The organism is Rhizobium herbae (assembly GCF_017873135.1).
GTDB classification, from domain to species: domain Bacteria; phylum Pseudomonadota; class Alphaproteobacteria; order Rhizobiales; family Rhizobiaceae; genus Pararhizobium; species Pararhizobium herbae.
In genome coordinates this window covers 50,358-75,085 of the sequence record NZ_JAGGJV010000007.1, presented here as the reverse complement: position 1 = coordinate 75,085, position 24,728 = coordinate 50,358, and the positions used below count along the sequence as shown (strand labels likewise).

At 59.0% G+C, this 24,728-nt stretch carries 23 protein-coding genes; 15 read left to right on the top strand and 8 right to left on the bottom strand.

What is annotated here, in order from left to right:
• The first annotated feature begins 20 nt into the window (after window positions 1-20).
• A complete protein-coding gene (locus J2Z75_RS19255; protein WP_209854394.1) occupies window positions 21-1,286 on the top strand; it encodes an ABC transporter substrate-binding protein in 1,266 nt (421 codons plus the stop codon).
• A gap of 63 nt (window positions 1,287-1,349) precedes the next feature.
• On the opposite strand, the gene J2Z75_RS19250 is transcribed toward J2Z75_RS19255, so the two are convergent.
• A complete protein-coding gene (locus J2Z75_RS19250; RefSeq protein ID WP_209854393.1) occupies window positions 1,350-2,342 on the bottom strand; it encodes a substrate-binding domain-containing protein in 993 nt (330 codons plus the stop codon).
• A gap of 114 nt (window positions 2,343-2,456) precedes the next feature.
• Between J2Z75_RS19250 and J2Z75_RS29710 the strand changes: the two genes are divergently transcribed.
• Both J2Z75_RS29710 and J2Z75_RS29705 read left to right on the top strand, forming a co-directional pair.
• Window positions 2,457-2,777: a hypothetical protein gene (locus J2Z75_RS29710; RefSeq protein WP_407692787.1), complete on the top strand. Its 321-nt coding sequence runs from the start codon at window positions 2,457-2,459 to the stop codon at window positions 2,775-2,777.
• A gap of 41 nt (window positions 2,778-2,818) precedes the next feature.
• A complete protein-coding gene (locus J2Z75_RS29705; protein WP_407692786.1) occupies window positions 2,819-3,064 on the top strand; it encodes a transposase in 246 nt (81 codons plus the stop codon).
• Window positions 3,065-3,108: 44 nt separating this feature from the next.
• Here J2Z75_RS29705 and J2Z75_RS19235 read toward each other — a convergent pair whose 3' ends face one another.
• The 3 genes from J2Z75_RS19235 to J2Z75_RS19225 form a co-directional block, all read right to left on the bottom strand.
• A complete protein-coding gene (locus tag J2Z75_RS19235; protein WP_209854630.1) occupies window positions 3,109-5,958 on the bottom strand; it encodes an ATP-binding protein in 2,850 nt (949 codons plus the stop codon).
• 105 nt (window positions 5,959-6,063) lie between these two features.
• On the bottom strand, window positions 6,064-6,486 hold the full coding sequence (locus tag J2Z75_RS19230; RefSeq protein WP_209854391.1) for an Ohr family peroxiredoxin: 423 nt from the start codon (window positions 6,484-6,486) through the stop codon (window positions 6,064-6,066).
• 81 nt (window positions 6,487-6,567) lie between these two features.
• On the bottom strand, window positions 6,568-7,875 hold the full coding sequence (locus J2Z75_RS19225; RefSeq protein WP_209854629.1) for an epoxide hydrolase family protein: 1,308 nt from the start codon (window positions 7,873-7,875) through the stop codon (window positions 6,568-6,570).
• 330 nt (window positions 7,876-8,205) lie between these two features.
• On the opposite strand from J2Z75_RS19225, the gene J2Z75_RS19220 reads away from it, so the two are divergent.
• The gene (locus tag J2Z75_RS19220; RefSeq protein WP_209854390.1) at window positions 8,206-8,601 is read left to right on the top strand and encodes an Ohr family peroxiredoxin; all 396 of its coding nucleotides are present in this window, start codon (window positions 8,206-8,208) and stop codon (window positions 8,599-8,601) included.
• Between the two features lie 117 nt (window positions 8,602-8,718).
• The gene (locus J2Z75_RS19215; RefSeq protein WP_209854389.1) at window positions 8,719-9,759 is read left to right on the top strand and encodes a DUF3095 family protein; all 1,041 of its coding nucleotides are present in this window, start codon (window positions 8,719-8,721) and stop codon (window positions 9,757-9,759) included.
• 170 nt (window positions 9,760-9,929) lie between these two features.
• Here the strand turns inward: J2Z75_RS19215 and J2Z75_RS19210 are convergent, their stop codons facing one another.
• The gene (locus tag J2Z75_RS19210) at window positions 9,930-10,931 is read right to left on the bottom strand and encodes a sensor histidine kinase (RefSeq protein ID WP_209854388.1); all 1,002 of its coding nucleotides are present in this window, start codon (window positions 10,929-10,931) and stop codon (window positions 9,930-9,932) included.
• Between the two features lie 313 nt (window positions 10,932-11,244).
• Entirely contained in the window at window positions 11,245-12,144 is a 900-nt protein-coding gene (locus J2Z75_RS19205; RefSeq protein ID WP_209854387.1) for a LysR family transcriptional regulator, read from the bottom strand.
• A gap of 114 nt (window positions 12,145-12,258) precedes the next feature.
• Here J2Z75_RS19205 and J2Z75_RS19200 point away from each other — a divergent pair, with 114 nt between their 5' ends.
• From J2Z75_RS19200 to J2Z75_RS19170, 7 genes are all read left to right on the top strand, one after another.
• Window positions 12,259-13,191: a VOC family protein gene (locus J2Z75_RS19200; protein WP_209854386.1), complete on the top strand. Its 933-nt coding sequence runs from the start codon at window positions 12,259-12,261 to the stop codon at window positions 13,189-13,191.
• A gap of 105 nt (window positions 13,192-13,296) precedes the next feature.
• Window positions 13,297-13,986: a hydrolase gene (locus J2Z75_RS19195; protein WP_209854385.1), complete on the top strand. Its 690-nt coding sequence runs from the start codon at window positions 13,297-13,299 to the stop codon at window positions 13,984-13,986.
• Window positions 13,987-14,054: 68 nt separating this feature from the next.
• Window positions 14,055-14,345: a XapX domain-containing protein gene (locus J2Z75_RS19190; protein WP_209854384.1), complete on the top strand. Its 291-nt coding sequence runs from the start codon at window positions 14,055-14,057 to the stop codon at window positions 14,343-14,345.
• On the top strand, window positions 14,345-16,327 hold the full coding sequence (locus J2Z75_RS19185) for an amidohydrolase (RefSeq protein WP_209854383.1): 1,983 nt from the start codon (window positions 14,345-14,347) through the stop codon (window positions 16,325-16,327). Before J2Z75_RS19190 ends, J2Z75_RS19185 begins: the two co-directional genes overlap by 1 nt.
• Before the next feature lie 10 nt (window positions 16,328-16,337).
• Window positions 16,338-16,769 (top strand): DoxX family protein, encoded by a 432-nt coding sequence (locus J2Z75_RS19180; protein WP_234937451.1) that lies wholly within the window; start codon window positions 16,338-16,340, stop codon window positions 16,767-16,769.
• Window positions 16,766-18,367 carry an MFS transporter gene (locus J2Z75_RS19175; protein ID WP_209854381.1) on the top strand — a complete coding sequence of 534 codons (1,602 nt, stop codon included), beginning with the start codon at window positions 16,766-16,768 and terminating at the stop codon, window positions 18,365-18,367. Before J2Z75_RS19180 ends, J2Z75_RS19175 begins: the two co-directional genes overlap by 4 nt.
• Window positions 18,368-18,672: 305 nt before the next feature.
• Window positions 18,673-19,509, top strand: a complete 837-nt coding sequence (locus J2Z75_RS19170; protein WP_327791281.1) for an alpha/beta fold hydrolase — start codon at window positions 18,673-18,675, stop codon at window positions 19,507-19,509.
• A gap of 161 nt (window positions 19,510-19,670) precedes the next feature.
• On the opposite strand, the gene J2Z75_RS19165 is transcribed toward J2Z75_RS19170, so the two are convergent.
• The gene (locus J2Z75_RS19165; protein WP_327791275.1) at window positions 19,671-20,576 is read right to left on the bottom strand and encodes a helix-turn-helix transcriptional regulator; all 906 of its coding nucleotides are present in this window, start codon (window positions 20,574-20,576) and stop codon (window positions 19,671-19,673) included.
• A gap of 290 nt (window positions 20,577-20,866) precedes the next feature.
• Here J2Z75_RS19165 and J2Z75_RS19160 point away from each other — a divergent pair, with 290 nt between their 5' ends.
• The gene (locus J2Z75_RS19160) at window positions 20,867-21,700 is read left to right on the top strand and encodes a helix-turn-helix domain-containing protein (protein ID WP_209854627.1); all 834 of its coding nucleotides are present in this window, start codon (window positions 20,867-20,869) and stop codon (window positions 21,698-21,700) included.
• 227 nt (window positions 21,701-21,927) lie between these two features.
• On the opposite strand, the gene J2Z75_RS19155 is transcribed toward J2Z75_RS19160, so the two are convergent.
• Entirely contained in the window at window positions 21,928-22,299 is a 372-nt protein-coding gene (locus J2Z75_RS19155) for a hypothetical protein (protein ID WP_209854379.1), read from the bottom strand.
• A 253-nt stretch (window positions 22,300-22,552) separates the two neighbouring features.
• Here J2Z75_RS19155 and J2Z75_RS19150 point away from each other — a divergent pair, with 253 nt between their 5' ends.
• Together J2Z75_RS19150 and J2Z75_RS19145 are read left to right on the top strand one after the other, a co-directional pair.
• Window positions 22,553-23,491, top strand: coding sequence for a WecB/TagA/CpsF family glycosyltransferase (locus tag J2Z75_RS19150; protein WP_234937450.1), 939 nt, complete (start codon window positions 22,553-22,555; stop codon window positions 23,489-23,491).
• Window positions 23,488-24,699, top strand: a complete 1,212-nt coding sequence (locus J2Z75_RS19145) for an FAD-dependent oxidoreductase (RefSeq protein ID WP_209854378.1) — start codon at window positions 23,488-23,490, stop codon at window positions 24,697-24,699. The genes J2Z75_RS19150 and J2Z75_RS19145 overlap by 4 nt, the downstream gene beginning before the upstream one ends.
• Window positions 24,700-24,728 lie beyond the last annotated feature (29 nt).

Here is a 24,728-nt window from a genome sequence, read left to right as displayed (position 1 = left end):
AAACTCAAGGAGACCACGCGATGAAACGTATCAAGCAGGCCCTCGCCGCCGCCGCGGTATCGATGGCCATGACGATCCCGGCCTATGCCGAAACGACGCTGACTGTTCACTATCCCATGCCCGGCTTTTTCAAGGACGTGATGGACACGATCTCGAAGAAGTTCATGGAAGAAAATCCGGATATCAAGATCCAGTTCGCCAATCCGTCGGCGACCTATGAGGAAGGCATCCAGACGATCATGCGGCAGGCCGGAACGGCGGAAATGCCCGATGTCACGTTCATCGGCCTCAACCGCCTGCGCATGCTGAACGAACGCGATATCCCCGTCGATCTCACGCCGCTGGTCGCCAAGGAAGGCGACATGGCGTCGAAGGGCTTTTCCGAAAACATCCTGAAACTCGCCCAGGTCGAGGGTAAGCAGGTCGGCCTCGCCTTCGCCACGTCCAACCCGATCATGTACTACAATGCCGATCTGGTGCGCGCCGCCGGCGGCAATCCGGACGTTCCGCCGAAGACATGGGACGAAGTGATCGCGCTCGGGGGCAAGATCAAGGCGCTCGGCGATGGCAATGAGGGCATCGATTTCCGCTGGCAGGGCGACGACTGGATGTTTTCCGCGCTGTTGTTCGGCGCCGGCGGCAGCATGCTCAGCGAAGACGAAAGCAAGGTGGCCTTCAATGGTCCCGAAGGCCAGAAGGCCGTTGACGTGCTGGATCGCATGGTCAAGGAAGGTGGTCTTCCGGTTCTGACCAAGCAGGCTGGCGAGCAGGCTTTCGTGGCCGGCAAGATCGGCTTTGCCTTCCAGACCACCGGCGCGCTGCGCAACACCATTAAGAATGTCGGCACCAAGTTCGATCTTCGCACCGCGCATATTCCGCTGATCGATCCGGTCAACGGCAAGCTGCCGACCGGCGGCAATGCCGTGGTCATCCTGACCAAGGATGCAGACAAGCAGGCCGCCGCCTGGAAGTTTGCCAAGTTCGCCGCTGGCCCCTATGGCGCCTCGGTCGTCGTTCCCGGTACCGGTTATGTTCCGAACAATGAACTGGCCGCCGCTTCGCCGGACTATCTCGGCACCTTCTACAAGGAGAACCCGCTGTTTCGCGCCGGCCTCGAACAGATGCCGCTGATGCAGCCCTGGTATGCCTTTCCAGGCAGCAACGGCGTCAAGGTGACCCAGACCATCGTCGAGAACCTGTCGCGCGTGGTCGAGCAATCGGCTACGCCACAGGAAGCGCTCGACGACGCAGCGGCTGATGTCGAAAAGCTGCTGCCGCGCAGCTGATCAGACTTGAACTCATCGAACGGCCGCCCTTTTGTGGCGGCCGTTTTTCGTTGCGTGGGTCCGTCAGGTGTCATTCCGCATATCGCGCACCGTGCCGCCGGGGCGCAACCGGTGCGCTACCTGCAGATGGCGCGGCGCGACCGCATTTTCAGCCATGTCCAAAAGCAGCGACGCGGCAGCGGCGCCCATCGTCGCATCCGGAATTTCCACCGTCGTCAGCGGCGGATAGGTCAGCCTGCCGATTGCAATGCCATCGAAACCTGCGACCGAGATATCTCGGGGCACCGACAGGCCCTGGCGCCTGATGGCCGCGATGACGCCAAGCGCCAGGAGGTCGTTGGAGGCGATGATGGCGGAAGGCGCGAAACGGGAGAGGATCATCGACAGATCGAGCGTTTCGAAACCATCGACGAAAGGGATCTGCAACGCTTCCAGCACAGTCATGCGCGCGGCGTCCATCGCATCGCAATATCCGGCATAGCGCAATGTTGCCCGGTCGGACGCATTAAAATAACCGGAAACGAACAGGATGCGCCGGTGGCCGTGAGCCAGAAGATGTTCGGTGATATCGCGGCCGGCCTGGCGATTGTCAGCGCACACGGCCGCAGGAAATCTCGCAGTGGGCGGATTGCCGAGTAGAACCGTCGGCGGCAGAACGGCTGAAAGAGCCTCGCTGCTGCGCGCATCGCAGACGGTGAGGATCAACCCGGTCGGCTGTTCGTTGAGCAGGGAGGCGACCGCGTCCACCTCGCGGGCCGGATCATAGTCAGACTGGGCGATCAGGACGCCGTGGCCGGCGACCAGCATGCGGTTCTGGATGCTGCTCAAAGAGGCGGCAAAGACAGGATTGGTGATACTGGGAATGAGGACACCGATAACCGGTCGGCGTTTTGCCGAACCCGGTGGGCCTCCCGCCGGACGATAGCCAAGTTCGGCCGCGGCGCGCCGGACTTTCCGCACCATCTCGTCGCTGACCGGGCCGGTGCGGTTCAGAACACGCGAGACTGTTGCAAGCGAACAGCCAGCACGAGAAGCAACCTGCTGAAGGGTCGTCATGACAGCGGTCCACTGTTGTAGGCGCCAAGAAAACAGCGCGGCGAAGCCATTACCTACGATGAACCCGACGGAATGCGCAATGAGCCGATGCTCGATCCTGGCGACGAGATCAAAATGAGCGGCCCGATTCGATCGGTTTTCATGGTTACATTCCCCATTTTGACCAGCTGTTGGAATAGTCGCGGGACTATCCCTGATGAATGGCCGGAAACGGTCGGATCTGGAATTCTCGAAGATGTCCTTCAGATTACCGTCTTCTTCGACGAAACGCGCCTCGGCGCCTTCAACCGGATATTCGAGGCGCTTGCCGGCAAGCCGGGCCAACCCGACAGGCTGACGATCGACGCCACCCATCTCAAAGCCCATCGCACCGCGGCCAGCCTGCTTGAAAAGGGGCTCTTTCCCGCTGTATCGGACGAACGAAGGGCGGCCTGAACTCCAGGCTGCACGCAGTGACAGACGGATTGAGGCAGCCCTTGCTGCTCTTCCTCACCGCAGGCAATGCCAGCGACTATCAGGGTGCCCGGCATCTGCCCGACCAACTGCCGAAAGCCAGGGAACTGCTTGCTGATCGCGGCTACGACCCCGACTGGTTCCGCAACGGATTGAAGGAAAAGGGAATTTCGACCTGTATTTCGCCACGCAAAAAAGCGCCGCACCCAGTCGACCACGACAAAACATCGCCGCAACCTGCTGCTACTGGCTCGATTAATGATGCCTGAGCCTTAGCGGACCAACCGTGAGCCCGGCCAGCGCCAGGCGAAGATTACTTTAGCGTCGTTAACAGGAGTTCGGCAGCCCTCACGTCAGCAGTGTCCAGGCCTTCGTCAAACCGTTCGAACACCGGCTGCAACAGTGCCCGCGCATCGCGCGCCCGTCCATCGCCGATCCAGAGCTTAGCAAGATCGGTCGCAGTTCGTAGCTCCCATGAACGTGCGCCCATCTTCCTGCTATGCTCAAGTGAGCGCATGAAGCATGTCTGCGCGTCGTCAGCCGAGGCCGGCCGCATCGACAGAAGCAGGTTCCCTCTGATGCGCAACAACTCCGGCATGTAGCAGAGGTCGCCGTTTTTTTCGACGAGTTCGATTGTCCTGTTGACTCTGGACATGCCCTCCTCGACGTCGCCGATCACGGCTAGTCCCTTCACGATCGAGATCTCCAGCATAGTCGTGAACACCTCATAATTGGCAGCATGGAGCTTTTCGACACATCGTCGCAAGGTGCCTATCCCGAGCTTCACATCGCCTCGGCGAATGGCGACCTCTCCTTCGAACCCTCTGGCGACAGAGACGTATGGCGACAGAAAGTGCAGGCCAGCGCGCGAGATCAGCCATTCGATGTGTTCCTCGGCGCTCCGAAGGTCGTCACGCCAGAGGAAGACGGCAATTCCCCCGAGCAATGCGATGCATAGGGTCAGTGAATGATCCAGCTCTGCCGCGTCACGGATTGCCTGGCGTGCACGGATGTCGGCTTGTGAGGGATAGCCTTGTAGCCACAGGTTTCTTGCAAGTATCCCGCCCGCCAAATGCCTTCCTTCAAAACCGACATAGCTCGCCGGCGTGCGCTGCGGCCGGGGTTCGCTTCTTGCCGCTGCCTCGAGTTCGATACGCGCGTTGTCCAGATCGCCTGTAAAATGCAGCGAGTTTCCCAGAAAGAAATGGCCCAGTTCGACAGTGGCAGAATCTTCCATCGTGGCGGCGATTGCGGAACAACGCCTTGCGTAGTGAAGGGCGGCATTGAAGTCGCCGGTGCGCAGGTTGAACATGTTCAATGGCCCCAATATCCGCAACTGATCGAGCGCATTGCCACGTTCCTCGGCGATCTGCAGGCCACGGCCGAGGGCCACCTGCGACATGTCGCGGCCGCCTTGCAGATACATCCGGGAAATTCCAAAGCCGGCTTGAAGGTGCATTTCCTCGACGCTGCCTCGCGATCCGTCGTCCAGTGCCAGAAGCGCGCGCTCCGACCAACGCTGACATTCGGGAAAGAGCGACATCACCTGGAAAACCGGCACCGCGGCAGCCGCAAGCCTGATGCCAACGCCGACATCGCCGTTCTCCCCAAAACACCATTCCAACGCTGCCCGAACGTTGTTCATGCTGACGAAGTACGGCAACCGCTCGGGTCCGGTCGACAAGGTCGGCCAATCGGGTCCGAATTGTTCCAGCCAACGCCGGTAATACATCGCGTGGCGTGTGGCCAATCCCGCACGATCCTCGTCGGTCTGACATTGAAGCGCATATGCGCGGGTCGTATCCAGCAACCGGTAGCGCATCATCGCGCCGAGGGGACGGGTCGTCAGCAGCGACTTGGCGACGAGCGTGTCGATCGCATCGAAAATGGCTGGTTGATCAAGGCTTGGGGTGGCGAGGACATCGAGTACGGCATCAAGCGTGAAATCTCCCACGAAAACCGCCAGCCGTCGAAGCACGATACGCTCCGGCTCGGTAAGAAGCCCAAAGCTCCAGTCGAGTGTAGCTTGCAGGGTTCTTTGGCGTGGCGGCGCTGTACGCGATCCTGTCCAGCTCAAAGTCAGATGCTGGTCGAGAAGGGTCGCGGTCTGAAGCAGGCCATAGGTCTCGACCCGTCGGGCGGCGAGTTCCAAGGCAAGTGCCATCCCGTCAAGCTTGCGGCAGATACTGGCAACGATCCGAACCTCGCTCTCGGTAGGATCGAAAGTGGCTCCGCTGGCCGCGGCACGCTCCATGAACAACTGCGTCGCCGGGAATGACAAAACGGCCTCGGTCGAGATTTCAGGATCATCCGGAGCAAAAGCGAGAGTATCGAGCCGATAGACGCTTTCGGCCTCGATCCTCAGGGCCTCGCGGCTTGTTGCCAGGAGGTACACTTGCGGTGCGGCTTCGATTATGCTCGACGCGAGATCCGCGATTGCGTCTATCAGGTGTTCGCACGTATCGAGGATCAGCAGAATTTTCTTGTTGCGCAGATAGTCAAGCAGGCTGGGACGCACATCGTCGGATCCGACCGACAGGCCAAGCATGGACGCAATCCCGGCCGCGACCAGACCCGGATCGCTCAACATCCCAAAATCGGCAAACAGCACGGCCCCATTGAACGTCGGGGCGAGATGATGCGCCACCGCGGTGGCGACCGTAGTCTTTCCGACACCGCCGACCCCGACGATCGAAACCATGCGCGACACCATCAGCTTGTCCGACAAGCGGAGAATGTCTTCCTCCCGGCCAACCATCCTATCGAGACGGCCTGGAAGGATGGCGTGTCGAAAATCGGCGTCTGCAGCGGCCTCGCGCGACGGGCTGGACCGGGAGATCGGCGCTACGAAACAGTAGCCTCGCCCTGCAATCGTCGTGATGTAGCGCGCACCATCCAGGCCATCGCCGAGCGCTTTTCTCAGGCCCGTCATATGAAAGCGCAGGCTACCCTCCTCGACGATGACATCGGGCCAGACCCACGCAATCAGATCTTGCTTGCTGATGAGTTTGTTGGGGGCCGAGGCGAGAGCGATCAACAAGTCCATGGCGCGGGCGCCGAGTTCGATCGGAACGCCGTCCTTGGCAAGGAGCCGCTGGCTCACACTCAAACTGAAAGGACCGAAGGATAGTCCATCAGCCGCATCATCCCCAGCTCCGGTCATGGCGTTACCTTCAGCAATCCCCACCCAATCTCTTTATACCCCAAGGGGTTGGTTGACGCTATCGAGGACGGCGGGCGCGGTTTTGCAATGAAAGTCAGCGATGCCTCAGATGATATTGAAAACGATTTCGACGTTGCCCCGGGTGGCTCTCGAGAACGGGCAGATGCGTTGCGCTCGTTCGATCAGCGTTGTCGCGACATCGCGCTCCAGACCGGGCACGTGAATGGCAAGCCGAACGCCGATAAGATATTCGTCATCGTCATCCGATGACCGATCCACTTCGGCGTGGATCCTCACGTCGGTGGATAGCTTGATCCCATTGTCTCGGGCCACCAGCGCAACGGTGCTTGCGAAGCTTGCGGACCAACCGGCGGCGATGAGCTGCTCAGGATTGGTTCCGATCCGGGTCGAACCGGGGTCGGAAAGCCTGATGTCGAGCACGCCGTCCGAACTGCGGGAGATGCCGTTTTCGCGTCCACCAGTGGTTTCGGTTGCGGCCGTGTAGATCAAATGCATTGTCTTGTTCATGGATATATTCTCCTGGGCTGCGAGTGCCCCGCTGGCGGGATCGGCGCGCGCAGTCCGCGCGCCGATGGTTTCAGCCGATTTTCAACCGGTCTTCCGCAGGCTGCGGAATCCGGCGCGTAGTTCGTTCGCGAACAGCTTCGGCTGCTCCCAGGCTGCGAAATGACCGCCCTTGGGAAGCTTGTTGTAGTAGACGAGATTTGGGTACGCCTTTTCGGCCCATGCTCGCGGGGTCTGGTAAAGTTCGTCTGGGAAGACGCTGACGGCAACCGGCACCTTGACCCCCTTGGGGGCGAAGAATGCGAGCTTGTTTTCCCAGTACAGGCGCGCAGCCGAAACGCCGGTGTTCGTCAGCCAGAACAGCGTCACATTGTCGAGGACATCGTCAGGGCTGACGCCCTCGTTCTGGCCGTCGAACGAGCGGGCGATCATTTCCAGGCTCGCTCCGTCATGATCGAGCATGTAGGTTGCGAGCGCGATGGGAGAGTCCGCCAATCCGGTCAACGTTTGCGGACGTGTTCCCATCAGGAATGCGTAATAGACATGCTTGTAGAAGAACACGAGCTGATCGTAAGAGCTCTTTTCTTCATCCGAGAGACCTGCTGGAGCCGGCGCGCCGGCAAAAGATGCGTTGTTGATAGCTTCGGGAATTGCGCCTGGCATGTTGGTATGGATGCCGAGCAGTTCCGGCGGAGCCCGCACGCCGATCATGTCGGTGACCACAGCGCCCCAGTCGCCTCCCTGCGCGACAAACTGCTTGTAGCCCAGGCGTCGCATCAAGGTGATCCAGGCATCGGCGATCCGTTCCGGCCCCCAACCCGTCGCCTCCGGCTTCCCGGAAAAGCCATAGCCCGGCATCGAAGGGATCACGACGTGGAATGCATCTGATGCATCACCGCCATGTGCCGTGGGGTCCGTCAGCGGTCCGATGATCTTCAGTTGTTCGATGATCGAACCCGGCCATCCATGCGTCACGATCAGCGGAAGCGCGTTTTCGTGCTTGGAGCGGACATGGATGAAATGGATATCCAGCCCGTCGATCTCGGTGATGAAATTCGGCACGGCATTGATCCGGGCTTCCACCTTGCGCCAGTCATATTTGTTCTGCCAATGATTCAGCAGTTGCCGGGTTGTCTTCAGCGGCACACCCTGGGTGAAGTCGCCGACTGTCTCTTTTTCGGGCAACCGCGTACGGGCGAGGCGGTTGCGAAGGTCATCGAGATCCGCTTCGGGAATGTTCACCTGAAACGGGCGGATGGCGTCGGATGCCGTCGCCGCCCTGGCATACGAAGGAAGCAAGCTGGCAATCCCCAGGGCTGCGATCCCGGATACAGCGGCACCCAACAAACGGCGGCGGTCCTCGTCGATAACGTCAGTCTTGATTGCGGTCATGATCATTCTCCTCGGTAAAATCGGGTTGATCGTCTGCACCCCTGTGCTGCTTCAAGGGGTACGCCGAGGACGTCGAATGCACACGTTAGGCGTTGTTAGATGATGATAGTGGCCGCGATCTCCATCGCGGGAAACGTCGCCAGTCGCCTGGAAAATATGGCGCGAGCTGCGTTTGAATGCTCGCGGCCAAAATTGTTTAAGGACCTCGTTAGTCGCAGCTATTGACGTCTAACAACGCCTAACGTGCGGTTCCTGTCCCGTCGGCGTATCTCTTGGATCAGCACAGGGTGCAGACGCTCAATCATCAAAACCTAGGACAGGAAATTCGCTATGACCCACAAGGTTCTCTTTACTGGCAAGACGCACAACACCAATGGCCGCGACGGTGGAGCCCGCAGCAGCGACGGCTTTCTCGACGTCAAGATGAAGCAGCCGCATCCGGCTGCCGAAAACCTCTTCGGTGCCGCTTGGTCGGCCTGCTACATGGGTGCCATCGAAGTTGCCGCCTCCCAGAAGCAGATCAAGCTCCCGGCCGGGATAGCGGTCGATGCTGAGATCGATCTGAATGTCGACGACGGCAACTACTTCCTGAGCGCCCGCCTCAATGTCAGTGTGCCCGGCGTCGATCCTGTGATTGCCCGCGAACTGCTCGACGTCGCTCACAGCATTTGCCCGTACTCCAAGGCAACGCACGGCAACGTCAACGTTGAAACCAACCTCGTCTGAACGGCTTCTGTCGGGTCTGTCTGCGCAGACAGACCCGACCAACTGTTTGGAGACGCCGAAGCACCAATTCACCCCATCAGTGACCGACTGTCACATCGAAGAATTTGGAGATGGCAGATGATCAGGCCCAACGGTCAGTCCGACGCATATCATGACTTCGCTGACGTGCTGGACATCGCGGTGTATGAGCCGTTGCCCGACGATTGGCTCGTCGGAATCACGGATGTCGTCGATTCCACCTCGGCAATCGCTTCGGGCCGCTACAAGGACGTCAACTATGCCGGCGCGTCCGCAATCGCGGCGCTGGGAAATGCGTGGAACAGCTTCGATTTTCCGTTCGTGTTTCGCGGTGACGGTGCCGCGTTCGCCCTGCATCCCGAGCGCCGGGAGATTGCGGCATCCGTCCTCCAGCAAACCGCCAGCTACACGCGAAACGAGCTGCAGCTCGATCTCCGGATCGGCTTGGTCTCGGTAAAGGATATCCGCTCAGGTGGCAGCGACGTGAAAGTTGCCCGGTATGCAGCGTCGGAAACCGCCACCTATGCGATGTTCGCCGGAGGTGGACTGAATTGGGCCGACCGCCAGATCAAAGCCGGGAGATATGTCATACCGCCCGGCTTGGGACATTCGACCCCCGACCTGACAGGCCTGACCTGCGAATGGGCTCCCATCCCCAATAGGCGCGGTGAAATTCTCTCCCTTCTTGTGGAGCCTCGGGATCAGGTAGAGCCTGCGATCTTCACGATGCTGGCAAGACGCACGCTCGCGATTTTTGAGGCTGGCGAGCGAGGTTCACACCCGGTACCGGACGACATCGCCGTTACGCAGGACGTCGAGGAGTATCTCGGTGGCAGGGGCTGGTCCGATGTCGTTTCGAATTCCGACTATCGCAGGTATGACGACGTCTTGCGTTTGACGTTGGACTGCACGCCTGAACAAAGCGCAACGGTCGAAGCCCTTCTGATCGCAGCGAGAGATCGGGGGGAAATCAGCTTCGGACTGCATCGCCAGTCCCATGCCCTGATGACTTGCCTGGTGCCTTCGCGCAATCCGAACTCCCATCTTCATTTCCTGGACGGAATGGGTGGCGGATACACGAAAGCTGCCGCCATGCTCGAAGCTCAAAGCGGTGATCTCCGATCGCTTGCCGGAACCTGAGTGCCGGCGCGGACATCAGTATTGCGATCGGCCCGCGAGACATGGCTCTCCCCATTCCGGGCCCTTGGGAGCGCTTGAAATGGCAAAACAAGATTGTTTCTGTCTGCCGCCTGAGAGGGTTCAACAGAACCGGGGACGCCAAGTTTCCGCATCTCTATCATCGCGATGATTTACTTCGCCAGTCTCTCGCTGCGCAGCTTGAGAACAACGACGACGCCCTTGGGCGACCAGTCGTATGTGATCGTCCCGCCGAGTTGGCCGCTTACGCTTCGATTGAGCAACTTGCTTCCATAGCCCTGCGGCTCGCTTGGATATTCAACCGTCGGCCCGCCTCGCTCGGTCCATGTCAGCGTAACCTCGTCGTCGTCAGTGAAGCCGGAGACATCCAGGATTCCCGTATCTGCGGAGAGTGCTCCGTATTTCAAGGAGTTCGTCGCCAGTTCGTGGAAGATAAGGGACAAGGCAGTGGCCGCCGCTTCACCTACTCCCATGCGAGGTACTGCAACCCGGATACGGCCTTTGAAGGCTCCCATATCTTCATAAGGTGACAGCAGGACCGACAGAAGGTCGCCCAAAAGGGCTGCATGTCCCTGATTTCCCGGAAGCGGGCGTACGAGGTCGTGTGCTCGACCCAGGGCCGCCAATCGCCCCGTCAGTTCCTTCGCCATTTCCTTGGCGGTTGTCGTCGACTGAGAGGTGATATTGGTAAGGCCCACGGCAATAGCCAGGAGATTCTTGACTCGATGGCTCATTTCGCCGGCGAGCAGCTCATTGCCTTCTTCAGCCTGCTTGCGTCCGGTTACGTCCAGAAAAACTCCGAACATCTGTCCATCGTGGAGAGCGGCGTCGTCGCCCAGTCCGCGTGCCGATATCCACCGGATCTCGTCGCCTACCAAAATGCGGAAGTCTATTTCGTAGGCTCCAACAATTCCCCGTGTCGCCGTGAAGGCAGCGCGCACCCGATCCCGATCGGCCGGGTGAATATGCGCTGACAGATCTTCGAATTTTACCTCGCCGCTTTTGACAAGTCCCCAAAGATTGAACGCCTGCTCGTCCATGGCAAAACGGTCGTTGGTGACGTTCCACGACCACAGCGCCACGCCCGCCGCATGGATAGCGCGACGCAGGTTTTCTGGCTTCCAGAGAGGATGGTGAGGGTCGCTAAAGGGCATTGGGGCATCTTTTCGAAAAGGAATGGTTGTTTCATCTACTACCGTAGAATTTGAAAAGGACCTATTTCCTTTGACATCGCGGTGGGGCGCCCAGGGGTTTTTACAATGTTGCTTCCCTGCCGTCCGCCAATCCCGGAAGCGCCAGCGACGTGGCGGTGTGGATCCGCGTGGTGGCAGATCATTGCGGAATGATATTCCCCCGAGGCGAAATCCGGGCGCTCCGCCATTTCCGGTGGCATTTTGCAAAACCTGACGCCGTAACAGTTTCTTTGGAGGGTTTGGCAAGACCAGCGGCGCTTTATGATGGCGAAGATCACTCGATCGCGGTTATAAACGCCGGTACTTGTTGTTCGAAGAATTTTGAAAACGAGGCAATGCGTGGAGGCAGCGCCTGATACGGCGGGTAATATAACGTTAGCCACAAATCCGGTGGTGACCAGTTCTGAAGCACATGAACCAGCCTTGCCGTGCGCAGATGCTCGGCCACGTGGAACTTGGGGAGCATAGCAACCCCGGCACCCTCCGCAGCCATGTCGGCCAGAACATCTCCGCTGTTGGTACTGAACGCGCGGCCCGCAGATATTGTCGCACTGCCGCTGCCATCCGATAATGACCAGGTCTCCCGTTTGCTTTCACCACTGTAGGCAAGGCAATCGTCGGGTGTCAGCTCGCTGGGATGCTCCATGTTTGCAAATCGGCTTCCGGGTGCTGCAACGAGAATGCGCCGCACGAGACTAATCTTCCGCCAGATGGTGAACTTGTCCGATGGTGCCGCGGAGATGCGGATCGCCAGATCGTAGTCATCGTCGATGATGTTCACGAGCCCGTCCGCCAAGGAAATTTCAAAATTGATCCTGGGATAGCGTTCCTTAAATCCCGACAAGATGGGTGGCAGGATTTGCTGACCGAACCAGGTCGGCGCGCTGATCCGAAGCCGGCCATGATCTGCCTTATGCGTGTTCATCACATCCTTGCGGGCGTTTTCGAGTGCCTGAACCGCGGGCTGTATCTGTGCGGCAAAGATTGCTCCGTCGGTGGTCAGCGATACGTGCCGGGTCGTTCGAACGAAGAGTTGGACGCCTAGGTCGTCTTCCAGAGCGGCGATTGCCCGCGTGACGGCTGCGGGTGTCATGTCCAGTTCGCGCGCGACCTGGGCGAAGTTCCGCTTTTCAGCGGCGAGGAGGAATGTTCGCAGAGCTTTGTAGTCGTTCATTCGATTATTTCATCCAGCGCAATTCATTGACAATTATTATTGCAATTCCGGCATTTGATCAACTGGCGTAGATTTCCCATCAGACGAGACGAACAACCACGGAAGGTCGACATCATGATCAAGGATATCAAAGGACTGCACCACATCACGTCCATGGCATCGGATGCCCGCCAGAACAATACGTTCTTCACGGACACACTCGGCCTGCGCCGCGTCAAGAAGACCGTCAACTTCGACGACCCGAACGTCTATCACCTTTACTATGGTGATGAAGCGGGGACACCCGGCACCGTCATGACCTACTTCCCATTCCCCAACGTGATGCGCGGCCGGCCGGGCGTTGGCGAAGTCAGCGAGACGCAGTTCGCCGTCCCGAAAGGCTCCCTCTCCTTCTGGCAGGATCGACTGACAACAAGGGGCGCCAGCAACCTGCAGGCGGATAGAACTTTCGGTGCTGACCGCCTACGGTTCAATGGACCCGATGGCGAAGGATTTGCTCTGATCGAGACGGCAGACGACGCCCGCAGTGCTTGGAACGGAGCTGGTATCGCTGACAGCGTCGCCATACGAGGGTTCTCCGGAGCCAAGTTCCGCCTGCATGACAAGGCTGCCACCGCCGAACTTCTTGGGTTCATGGGCTACGAACGTGCCGAGACCGAAGGCGATGTCACTCGCTTCATCATCCCAGGCGGAAACGGCGCCGACACGATCGACCTTGAGGCACTTCCCCAAACGCCCTTCGCAAGGCAGGCAGCGGGTTCGGTGCATCACATCGCCTTCGCCGTCGAGAATCGCGAAAAGCAGCTCGAAGTCCGCAAGGCGCTGATGGATACGGGCTACCAGGTCACCCCGGTGATCGACCGCGACTACTTCTGGGCGATTTACTTCCGCACTCCCGGCGGCGTGCTGTTCGAGATCGCAACCAATGAACCTGGTTTCAGCCGCGACGAAGACACGGCGCATCTTGGCGAGGTTCTGAAGCTGCCGGCCCGTTACGAGCCTTACCGTGACCAGATCGAGGCCGGGCTCACCCCGCTTGCGGCCTAACGCCCGGCCGCGTCGCTTTCCTGCAATCCAGCGTCCCAATGTTCAAGACGCGTCGTCTTCCATGCTCCATGCCTGTCTTCAATCCAACTGAAAGGAAAACATCAGATGTCCAACAAGCTTCAGGTCCTCACCCCGCAGAACAGCCAGATCATCTTCATCGATCAGCAGCCGCAGATGGCTTTTGGCGTCCAGTCGATCGACCGCCAGGTCTTGAAGAACAACGTTGTCGGTCTCGCCAAGGCAGCCAGGATATTCAACATCCCGACCACGATCACAACGGTGGAAACGGACTCGTTTTCCGGCAACACATTCCCCGAGCTGCTCGCCGTCGTCCCCGGGAACGACATCCTCGAACGCACCTCGATGAACTCCTGGGACGATCAGAACGTCCGCGACGCCCTCGCCAAGCATGCCGCTGATGGCCGCAAGAAGATCGTCGTCGCCGGCCTCTGGACGGAGGTTTGCAACACGACTTTCGCGCTCTCCTGCATGCACGATACCGACTATGAGATCTACATGGTAGCCGATGCTTCCGGTGGCACCTCGGTCGATGCGCACAAGTATGCCATGGACCGCATGGTGCAGGCAGGCGTCATTCCCGTCACCTGGCAGCAGGTCCTGCTTGAATGGCAGCGCGACTGGGCCCGAAAGGAAACCTATGACGCGGTCACGTCGCTGGTGAAGGAGCATTCCGGAGCCTACGGCATGGGCATCGATTATGCTGTTACCCATGTTCACGGCGGCGCCGAACGCGTCACGCACGGCAAACGGATCGGTCCGAACCCCGCGAAGTAAACCGCCAATCACTCCGGTCGGAAACAGGTTCCTGCCGGAGTGATTTTTTCACCACGCGAGGTCCCCTCATGAAACTCTATCTTTTGTCACTCGGTGCCGGTCTGCTGGTGGGCGTGATCTACAGCCTGCTCAATGTCCGCTCGCCTGCCCCGCCTGTCGTCGCTCTCATTGGTCTACTTGGAATCCTTGTCGGCGAACAGCTTGTGCCGCTGGCAAAAAGCATCTGGGCTCGCGAGCCTGCTGCCGTTTCCTGGCTTCATCAGGTCAAGCCGCACATGTTCGGTCACCTCCCGAAAGGCGGGCCGAATGTGGTGGAGGTGACCTCCCCGCGCGAAGATCCAACATCGGGGAAAAGCTGATGACGACGCGCCGCACATTCCTGGGCGCAGCATCGAGCCTCGCCTTTTCAAATCTGTTTTCGCCGACCAATGCCGCCGATTCCATCCAGACCGGAGCCGCTTCCATGCACGCAGACATCGTTCTTCACAACGGATTGATCTCGACGCTTGATCGCGCAAATCCGAACGCCACCGCGATCGCCATAAAGGACGGCCTATTCATCGACGTGGGTACCGACCGCGAAGTCATGGCGCTCGCCGGACCGGACACGAAGATCGTCGATCTCAAGGGCAAGCGCGTGTTGCCGGGGCTGATCGACAACCATACCCACGTCGTGCGCGGTGGTCTGAACTTCAACATGGAACTCCGCTGGGACGGCGTACGCTCGCTCGCCGATGCAATGGACATGCTGAAGCGGCAGGTGGCGATCACGCCCGCCCCACAATGGGTGCGTGTCGTCGGTGGATTCACCGAGCATCAGTTCGCCGAGAAGCGTCTGCCGACGATCGACGAGATCAATGCGGTCGCACCCGATACGCCGGTCTTCCTGCTGCATCTCTATGACCGCGCATTGCTCAACGGTGCGGCTCTTCGTGCGGTTGGCTATACGAAGGACACACCAGACCCGCATGGCGGCGAGATCACCCGCGACGCCAACGGCAATCCGACCGGGCTGCTGCTGGCCAAGCCGAATGCGGGTATTCTTTATTCGACACTCTCCAAGGGGCCTAAGCTTCCTTTCGACTACCAGGTCAATTCCACCCGCCATTTCATGCGCGAGTTGAACCGTCTGGGGATCACTGGGGTCATCGACGCGGGCGGCGGTTTCCAGAATTACCCCGACGACTACGCGGTCATCCAGAAGCTGTCGGACGAAGGCCAGCTTACGGTGCGCCTCGCCTATAATCTGTTCACGCAGAAGCCGAAGGAAGAAAAGCAGGACTTCCTCAACTGGACGCAGTCGGTCAAATACAAGCAGGGCAACGACTACTTCCGCCATAATGGCGCTGGCGAAATGCTCGTCTTCTCCGCCGCCGACTTCGAGGATTTCCGTCAGCCGCGACCTGAAATGGCACCGGAGATGGAAGGCGAGCTCGAAGAGGTGGTTCGAGTCCTTGCCGAGAACCGCTGGCCGTGGCGCATGCATGCCACCTATGACGAAACTATCTCGCGTTCCCTCGACGTCTTCGAGAAGGTCAACAAGGACATCCCGCTCGAAGGCCTGAACTGGTTTTTCGACCACGCCGAGACGATTTCGGATCGCTCCATCGACCGGATTGCTGCTCTTGGCGGCGGCATCGCCACCCAGCACCGAATGGCCTATCAGGGCGAATATTTTGTCGAGCGTTATGGTCATGGTGTTGCCGAAGCCACCCCGCCGATCAAGCGCATGCTCGAGAAGGGCGTCAACGTTTCGGCCGGTACGGATGCGACCCGTGTTGCCTCCTACAATCCATGGGTCTCGCTGTCCTGGATGGTAACGGGCAAGACCGTTGGCGGCATGCAGCTCTACCCGCGCGCCAACTGCCTCGACCGCGAGACCGCTCTTCGTATGTGGACGGAGAAAGTCACATGGTTCTCGAACGAGGAAGGCAAGAAGGGCCGTATTGAAAAGGGCCAGTTCGCGGATCTCGTCGTTCCCGACAAGGACTTTTTCACCTGTGCCGAGGACGAGATTTCGTTTCTCACCTCCGACCTCACCATGGTCGGCGGCAAGATCGTCCATGGTGCGGGCGACTTCAAGGCGCTCGACGAGAACGACGTGCCTCCGGCCATGCCGGACTGGTCGCCCGTGCGCGCATTCGGTGGTTACGCCGCCTGGGGCGAACCGCAGGGCGCAGGCCTGAACTCATTGCGCCGTACCGTGATATCGAGCTGCGGTTGCGCCAGTTCCTGCAACGTGCACGGCCACGACCACGCCGGAGCCTGGACATCGAAGCTGCCGATCGCCGATCTCAAGGGCTTCTTCGGCGCGCTCGGTTGCGCCTGCTGGGCCGTGTGAGGAGACCATGATGATAACGAAAATCCCAAGCCAGGGCGCCGTTGTGTCGCTCATCGTGTCGCCGGCGGTTCGTTTCGTGGCGCTCCTCGCTCTTTGCGCGGCCTATATCCAGGGGCCGCTCACCAAGCTCTTCGATTTCCAGGGTGCGATTGCCGAGATGGAGCATTTCGGCCTCCATCCGACAGCCTTTTTCGCCGTCGTCGTCATCCTGTTCGAACTGACCGCCTCCGCCATGGTCCTGTCCGGCTTTCTTCGTTGGCTGGGCGCGATGGCCCTTGCCGGGTTTACGCTTCTTGCGACCTTCATCGCCCTTCGTTTCTGGGAAATGCCTTTCGGCTTGGAGCGGATGATGGCGACCAATGCCTTCTTCGAACATCTTGGCCTTTCTGGTGCGTTCGTGATCGTCGCAGCAATCGATGTCGCGAAGGGAGCGAGCAAATGAGTGCCGCAAAAACCTCCGGCGGCAGTTTCGCGCCGCTCCGCCAGCCCATCTTCGCGGTCCTCTGGGCCGCAACGGTTCTGGGTAACACGGGCAGCTTCATGCGCGACGTGGCCAGTTCCTGGCTGATGACCGATCTATCCGCGGCACCCGCGGCCGTCGCCATGGTCCAGGCAGCGGGCACGCTGCCGATCTTCCTGCTGGCAATCCCGGCGGGCGTACTCTCGGACATCCTCGACCGGCGCAAGTTCCTGATCGCCATCCAACTCTTGCTCGCCAGCGTCAGCATCACGCTGATGACACTATCCTACATGCATATGCTGTCTGTCAGCGCGCTGATCGGGTTGACGTTTCTGGGCGGCATAGGAGCTGCCCTGATGGGGCCGACATGGCAGGCCATCGTTCCTGAACTGGTGCCGCGCGAAGATGTGAAGGGTGCTGTCGCCTTGAATTCACTCGGCATCAATATTGCACGCTCGATCGGCCCGGCGACCGGTGGCCTGCTGCTTGCCGCCTTCGGAGCCGCCGTCACCTACGGCGCAGACGTTGCCAGCTACATCCTCGTTATCGCCGCGCTGGTCTGGTGGCCTCGCGCCAAGAACGCTGACGACGCGTTGTCCGAGGATTTCTTCGGCGCGTTCCGGGCCGGACTGCGATATACCCGCGCCAGCAAGCCATTGCACGTTGTACTATTGCGTGCCGCGATTTTCTTTGCCTTCGCCAGCGCGGTCTGGGCTCTCCTTCCACTGGTTGCGCGCCAACTTCTCGGCGGTGATTCCGGCTTCTACGGACTTCTGCTTGGTTCAGTTGGTGCAGGTGCTATCGGTGGCGCGCTGGTGATGCCACGGTTGCGTCAGCGTTTTGATTCCAACGGTCTTCTCCTTGGCTCAGCCATTGTAACAGCCATGGTGATGGCGGCGCTCTCCTTTGCCCCGCCGCAGTGGCTGGCGGTGGTCATCCTCCTGTTCCTCGGAGCGGCATGGATCACTGTCCTTACCACTTTGAACGGCGCGGCACAGGCCGTTCTGCCCAACTGGGTACGAGGACGTGGTCTCGCGGTCTATCTGACTGTATTCAATGGTGCGATGACCGCAGGCAGCCTTGGCTGGGGTGCCGTCGGCGAAGCGGCTGGCATACCCGGCACGTTGCTGATCGGGGCCGCAGGACTTCTCGCCGCAGGCTTCATCATGCATCGGGTAAAGCTCCCCGCTGGAGAAGCCGATCTCGTGTCGTCCAACCATTGGCCGGAACCTCTCGTCGCAGAGCCGGTGGCAAACGACCGCGGCCCAGTTCTGATCCTCATCGACTACCACGTCGAGAAGCACAACCGCACGAAATTCCTGCATGCCATCGACGACATGTCTTTGGAACGTCGTCGCGACGGTGCCTATGGCTGGGGAGTGGCGGAAGATTCCGCCGATCCTGAAAAGATCACCGAATGGTTCATGGTGGAATCCTGGGCGGAGCATCTGAGGCAGCACAAGCGGGTGTCGAATGCCGACGCCGATCTGCAGAGCAAAGTCCTGGCACTCCATACTGGTTCGGAAAAGCCCGCCGTGCGCCACCTCCTGTCGATCAACAAGCCTGGAAGGGCACGCTGAATTACCAGAAGGAGGCGGTGCTTTCGCGCCGATAATTACGAAATTCACAATAGAATAGAAATTTTTATTGTGATTGTTAGCGATCTTCGCGGGGTCCAATATGCCTTCACAGACAATCGCAACGCCGCAAAACAATCGCATCGAACTATGCAGGAGCCGATATGACCGACAGACCTTTCGCCATCAGCCGCCGTGACGCCCTTCTTGCCGGCGCTGTTTTCGCCGCAGGCATAGCACTTCCAATCCGTTCCACCGTCGCAGCATCCGCTGCAACCACCACCCAGGCAAACACAGGAGAAAATACCATGGGCTTTGTTACCACCACGGACGGCACCGAAATCTTCTACAAGGACTGGGGTCCGAAAGACGCACAGCCGATCGTGTTCCATCATGGCTGGCCGCTCTCGTCTGACGACTGGGATGCCCAGATGCTGTTCTTCCTGGCAAAGGGCTATCGCGTCGTCGCCCACGACCGCCGCGGTCACGGCCGTTCGGCGCAGGTTTCCGACGGTCACGACATGGACCACTATGCTTCCGATGCCTTCGCAGTCGTCGAAGCGCTTGACCTGAAGAATGCCGTCCATATCGGCCACTCGACGGGCGGTGGCGAGGTTGCTCGTTATGTGGCCAAGCACGGCGAACCGGCAGGGCGCGTCGCCAAGGCAGTCCTGGTTTCCGCAGTGCCGCCGCTGATGCTCAAGACCGAGACAAATCCGGGCGGCCTGCCGATGGAAGTCTTCGACGGTTTCCGTTCCGCACTTGCCGCCAACCGCGCGCAGTTCTTCCGCGATGTCCCCGCTGGCCCGTTCTACGGCTTCAACCGCGAAGGTGCGACGGTGCACGAAGGCGTGATCCAGAATTGGTGGCGTCAGGGCATGATGGGCGGCGCCAAGGCCCATTACGACGGTATCAAGGCCTTTTCGGAAACCGACCAGACCGAAGACCTGAAGGCGATCGGGGTCCCGACGCTGGTTCTGCATGGTGAGGACGACCAGATCGTGCCGATCGCAGATGCTGCGTACAAGGCTATCAAGCTCCTGAAGAACGGCACGCTGAAGACCTATCCCGGCTTCTCGCACGGAATGCTGACCGTCAATGCCGATGTCCTGAACGCCGACCTCCTCGCCTTCGTCCAGGGCTGAACTGTCAATCCGGGTGCGGCGGGGTTTCCAGCCGCATCCGGACAACGTTGGCGGTTTCATCCAACCGTTTTCGGGGCCTCGGGAGAAGGGAGTAGGCGAAGCGGAAATCGACTGCGAATATCCGTGGAACAGATTACATCGCTGCTTGAGCGCGAAGCGTGTTAATGCCGGTTGCGCGCGCGCCATTCGGCCGGGGTAATTCCTACCGCCTTCGTAAAGTTTTCGACGAATGTGTTCTCGTCCGCAAAACCGCACATTCCGGCCACTCGGGCGATGGTTTCACCGCTCCTGCTCAGTTGCGACTGGGCCTTGCTGATGCGACATGACGAAATCCATTCGAGGACCGAATGTCCGGACGTCTCCATGAAGCCGGAACAGAGTTCATCCGCGGAAAATCCGCTTGCATCGGCAATCTCATCGATCGGTATATCTCGCGATAAATTCGCAACTACGTAGGACTTGATACGCTTTTCCTGCATGGGAGACAGCCGACCGGTGGCCGAAAGGCGCTGGGCGGGGGACCGCCCGTAGCGATGCGCAAGATGGGCGTTGAACGCCAGCCCGACATGCGGCAACAGCGTATCCCTTACCTCGTCCGGCATGTCGAACATCGGCATGAGAGCTGCCCCAATATTTCGGATGACCTGATCGTCGATTCCACGGCAGGTCGCAAGATCATCCACGCGCGGTTCTGCTGCTTCCTCCGCGAGTTCGGCGAGATGCGCGATCGGGATATGGAAGGCGAGCGCTTCGAAATGACCGCGAACCGAAATAGCGGCACCATCCTTCAGGCCGATCAGGCAGATCGAGCCTTTGGGATATCGCCTCAAAGGTGCCGGAGGCCGGTCCGGCCAGATGTCGGAATGGTCGACATCGGTAAGATAAAGCATCACCAGAAACGCGTCGTCCGGCGGAAGGACGATCGGATCATGGCCTTCCTCATAGGAATGGCCAAGATGCACAACGGAGAGCATCGCCTCGCGAAGAGGTCTGATCGCCAGTGCCCTTGCCGCCTCGATACCAAAACATGCCGCAAGTCTCTCGCTGGCCGTCAACACTTCACTCACATGTGTCTCGATCATGTTAACCGGGGGCTGTATAAAAATACCGCTCAGATCCCGCGCTTTGAAGGTTTCTATACGTCTTTGGAATGTCTATCTTGAACAAAAGCATCCTCGTCGAAGAGATTCGACCGGTTACCAGAAGACGGCGCGGAGCGTGTGCTGCTGCGGTGGGCCAGATCCGGCATCCATGGTCTTCGAGATGAAAGTTGTGCGTCTTGGTCCTTGTTTCCACCAGTCAAAACCGATCTTCCGCCGGACATGTGACAGACGGGTTCGGGTGCCCTTTGAAGCAGTTGTCGATCAACCAGAGCCTTGCCGGTTCGGACATCGGAATATTCCGCAAGGGAACAAGCGATATCCAGCTCGATCAAGTCAAGACATCGGCCAGCGATCGCGGTTTCGTCGTCGGAGTTTCCTCGCTCGGTGGTCACACGCGGCGCATCTTCCATGAACATCATGCGACCACTCACGACTTTGGTGAGAACTCGATCTATATCCGCGATCTGTCGGAAGCCTATAAAGCAGATTTCAGCAGTCCCTTTGATTTCGTGCTGTTCGAGATTTCGCCTGCGTCGCTCAACAGGATCGCCGACGAGGCGGAGTTGTCCGGCGTGACGTCGCTGTCGGCCGAAACCGCTTCAAAGGATATTGTGCTTGCCAATCTTGCTCGCGCGCTGATCCCAGCGCTCGAAAGACCGGAGGAAGCAAGCGCCCTGTTTGTCGACCAGATGGCGACTGCCATCGGCACGTACCTGGTCCAACGTTATGGCGGCCGGCCGACTGCGACGGCCAGCCGAACACGAATCCTTTCACGCTCGCATGAGGATCTGGCGAAAAGCATTCTTCTTGAGAACCTCGAAGGTGACATCTCGATCCTGGACGTTGCGCAGGCTTGCGACCTGTCTCGCGGGTATTTCATTCGCGCCTTTCGGCAAACGACCGGGATGACACCCTATCAGTGGCTTCTCAACGAACGGATAAACCGCGCCCGAGAATTGCTTCGAGCCTCGAACGCGCCGCTTGCCGAGATCGCCATTGCCTGCGGCTTTGCGGATCAGAGCCATTTCACCCGGGTTTTCTCAAATATCGTCGGCCTGACACCTGGTAATTGGCGCCGAAACTCCTGATGCGATTTGTGGCTTTATAAATGCGATGGATTTGCGGCTGTCGGTTGAACGGGTCTGACAGAATTTTGCCTATGCGTCATTCAGGCAAATCCCGCACTTGCCCTGCCAGCGACGCTTCTGGCCGTCATTGTTTCGCGTCCCGTGTCTAACTCTTGAAAGGGTTCGAACCTGCGATCTTTCGGAACGGCTTCTTGGTCTTCCACAATATCCCTACCGTTACCAGCGTATCAGGCATCACGCATCGTTTCGTCATGCGAGCGGGTGCCCAAGACGGCTATATCCGAGTGGAGCTCCCGCAACTCATCCGGCATGATGGGAACACGCTGCGCACCAAGATTTTCTTCGAGGTTATGCAACTTTTCAGTGTAGTTGATTGAAAAGATGAAAGGCCGTTCCGCCGGAAGCCAGGCGAGAGCAAACTGAAAAAGGGGTCGCATTCTTGTGAACGCGTCAATCACACCCAATTCCACAACCGCATGTTGGTAATCAACGCCTCGGACGTGAAGAAGGGAGCAGTGGCACGACAGATATTCTGGATCGAAATGGCCGAGCTCGGACGCAGAGAATTTCAACGTGTTGCATGAAAGTATAGTCGCCAAGGGCGTGTCTTGCCCGCGGCCTGACCTGTGCAATACGGTCCCTTCGCGAGGAAAACCGTGTTTGGAGCGGATCAGAACGCCATGGAACATGGCCGTCGGTGCGTACCTTCAGCGTGGGGCGAAGGAGAATCGGACACAACTATGACGATACTAATGCATTTTATTAAAAGTTTATGTATTAACTAAATATTAATGAACAACTTAACTTCATTAACGGGAATTGATATGTACCTTTCAACCGGAGGTACTTGGAATGATTGGCATCAATGGAAGCCCGGAAGAAGATTTTGACGGAACAAATACAATCAAGGGTGGGTATCAGGCCGATCGTGCTGAGCGGTCTGGATTGCCCATGTCCACAACGGGGAGTGACCTCCGTGTAAACGGGGAAGACACGGCGCAGCCGCGCGAAACCGTCTCGTTTCTTCAGGAAAACCTCTTCACATTCCCCAGCATCCTGCTCGGGGGGCTGCCCATCACTGTGCTCGATCGGCAAAGTGCCGCCTTTTTGATGATTTCAGCTGCGCGGAAACGTCGTCCCGACAAGCGTCCCTACTATTTTACCTCCGCCAATGGAGAGGTTATCGCACGCGTACACACAGATGCCCGAATAGCCAGTCTCTTCCAGGAGGCCGACCAGATTTTTGCCGACGGCCAACCGCTCGTCTTTGCCTCCCGATGGCTGTGCAGGATAAAGCTTCCAGAGCGCGTGGCCACCACCGACCTCTTTCACGACGTCGCGAGACTCGCTGAATTTGTGGGCATAACGTTCTACCTGTTGGGAGCGACCGAGGCCGAAAGCAACAAGGCCGTCGCCGCAATTCGGGTGCGCTACCCCAACCTGCGCGTCATCGGCCACTGTCACGGTTATCTTGCCGGCGATGCTCTGGAAGCCAAGCTTGACGAAATCAATGCGCTTGCACCCGATATTTTGTGGCTGGGCTTGGGCGTGCCGCGCGAGCAGATCTTCGTGCGCGACTTTGCAGCCCGCCTCACAAATGTCGGCGTCGTGAAAACCTCGGGCGGGCTTTTCGATCATCTGGCTGGGAAGACCCTGCGCGCACCGCTTTGGGCACAAAGAGCCGGCTTCGAGTGGTTATGGCGCGTGTTGATGGAGCCGCGCCGGCTGTTCTGGCGCTACATGACAACCAATCCTCAAGCCCTCTACCTCATCTGGAGGTATTCGAAATGACCGCCGATCGCCTCATCAGCTCGCCGCTCATCCAAACCGATACCGATATAGCCATCGTCGGAGCAGGCCTCGCGGGGACACTCGCGGCCTGCGTACTGGGGCGAGCCGGCTATCACGTTACGCTGATCGACCGTCACCTGCTCTTTCCCCAAGAGTTCCGAGTCGAGAAAATTGGCGGCGACCAGATCGAGAAATTGCGCCGCCTCGGCCTCCTCGACCCGCTGTCCGCCGCCGCCATCGCATTTGATGAAATCGTCAATATACGCGCAGGACGCGTGTTGGACCGAACATACGCCAGGCACTACGGAATCCTGTACAATGATCTCGTTGCTGCGATGCGGGCCCAGTTGCCCGAAACGGTCCGTTTTGTCGTTGGCCAAGTCGATGGGGTGAAAACCAGCACGAGCCGCCAACGCATTGCGATCCTTGGCCATGGCGAAATGACGGCACGACTCCTGGTCCTCGCGACCGGAATGGGCGACATTCTGGGACGGGATCTCGGCATTTCCCGCAAGTTCATCCGCCCAAGGCAATCCCTTACGTTCGGTTTCAATCTGCGTCCGGCAGGAGCAAAGCGCTTCAAGCACACTGCTCTCACCTACTACGGTGAACGGGTTTCCGATGGCATCGACCATCTCAGCCTGTTCCCTGCCTCCGACATTATCCGGGCCAACCTCTTCCTTTTCCGCGATCACCGCGATCCTTGGGCGAAGGCGTTCCGCGAGCGCCCGAAGGAAACGTTGACCGCGGCGCTACCGGGCCTTGTCAATACTTTCGGCGATTTCGAGGTTATCGGCCGCATCGACAGTTGGCTCAGTGACATCACTGTTGCAGAGAAATGCCGCCGGGAAGGCGTCGTCCTGATCGGGGATGCCTATCAGACATCGTGCCCGGCTGCGGGAACCGGCGTCAGCCGGCTGCTAACAGATGTAGAGCGCCTGTGTACCGCCTACGTTCCGCAATGGATTGCAGAAGACTCCATGACGGCCGCCAAGATCGCAACCTTTTATGACGATGCACAAAAGCAGGAAATGGATGAGCGTGCATTGCAGTTAGCGGATTACCGCCATGACCTGACGACCGAGACCGGCCTGAAATGGACTACCCGGCGGCAATTTCATTTCGCTCGGCGCCGTGTGATGCATGGGATCGATAAATTGAGCCCTGCCCTTGCAGATAGATGGCGTCAGCTCAAGATCGCAACCTAAACCGACGGCCCAGTCTCGATGAAGGGTAC

Excerpts from the sequence above, each read along its gene's own strand:
- J2Z75_RS19170 (WP_327791281.1), top strand. The coding sequence starts at position 18,673 with ATGGGCTTTGTTACCACCACGGACGGCACCGAAATCTTCTACAAGGAC.
- J2Z75_RS19250 (WP_209854393.1), bottom strand. The coding sequence starts at position 2,342 with ATGACGACCCTTCAGCAGGTTGCTTCTCGTGCTGGCTGTTCGCTTGCA.
- J2Z75_RS19225 (WP_209854629.1), bottom strand. The coding sequence starts at position 7,875 with ATGACCGCAATCAAGACTGACGTTATCGACGAGGACCGCCGCCGTTTG.
- J2Z75_RS19255 (WP_209854394.1), top strand. The coding sequence starts at position 21 with ATGAAACGTATCAAGCAGGCCCTCGCCGCCGCCGCGGTATCGATGGCC.
- J2Z75_RS19235 (WP_209854630.1), bottom strand. The coding sequence starts at position 5,958 with ATGACCGGAGCTGGGGATGATGCGGCTGATGGACTATCCTTCGGTCCT.
- J2Z75_RS19145 (WP_209854378.1), top strand. The coding sequence starts at position 23,488 with ATGACCGCCGATCGCCTCATCAGCTCGCCGCTCATCCAAACCGATACC.
- J2Z75_RS19220 (WP_209854390.1), top strand. The coding sequence starts at position 8,206 with ATGACCCACAAGGTTCTCTTTACTGGCAAGACGCACAACACCAATGGC.
- J2Z75_RS19205 (WP_209854387.1), bottom strand. The coding sequence starts at position 12,144 with ATGAACGACTACAAAGCTCTGCGAACATTCCTCCTCGCCGCTGAAAAG.
- J2Z75_RS29710 (WP_407692787.1), top strand. The coding sequence starts at position 2,457 with ATGAGCGGCCCGATTCGATCGGTTTTCATGGTTACATTCCCCATTTTG.
- J2Z75_RS19195 (WP_209854385.1), top strand. The coding sequence starts at position 13,297 with ATGTCCAACAAGCTTCAGGTCCTCACCCCGCAGAACAGCCAGATCATC.
- J2Z75_RS19190 (WP_209854384.1), top strand. The coding sequence starts at position 14,055 with ATGAAACTCTATCTTTTGTCACTCGGTGCCGGTCTGCTGGTGGGCGTG.
- J2Z75_RS19215 (WP_209854389.1), top strand. The coding sequence starts at position 8,719 with ATGATCAGGCCCAACGGTCAGTCCGACGCATATCATGACTTCGCTGAC.
- J2Z75_RS19150 (WP_234937450.1), top strand. The coding sequence starts at position 22,553 with ATGATTGGCATCAATGGAAGCCCGGAAGAAGATTTTGACGGAACAAAT.
- J2Z75_RS19210 (WP_209854388.1), bottom strand. The coding sequence starts at position 10,931 with ATGCCCTTTAGCGACCCTCACCATCCTCTCTGGAAGCCAGAAAACCTG.
- J2Z75_RS19200 (WP_209854386.1), top strand. The coding sequence starts at position 12,259 with ATGATCAAGGATATCAAAGGACTGCACCACATCACGTCCATGGCATCG.
- J2Z75_RS19185 (WP_209854383.1), top strand. The coding sequence starts at position 14,345 with ATGACGACGCGCCGCACATTCCTGGGCGCAGCATCGAGCCTCGCCTTT.
- J2Z75_RS19175 (WP_209854381.1), top strand. The coding sequence starts at position 16,766 with ATGAGTGCCGCAAAAACCTCCGGCGGCAGTTTCGCGCCGCTCCGCCAG.
- J2Z75_RS19180 (WP_234937451.1), top strand. The coding sequence starts at position 16,338 with ATGATAACGAAAATCCCAAGCCAGGGCGCCGTTGTGTCGCTCATCGTG.
- J2Z75_RS19230 (WP_209854391.1), bottom strand. The coding sequence starts at position 6,486 with ATGAACAAGACAATGCATTTGATCTACACGGCCGCAACCGAAACCACT.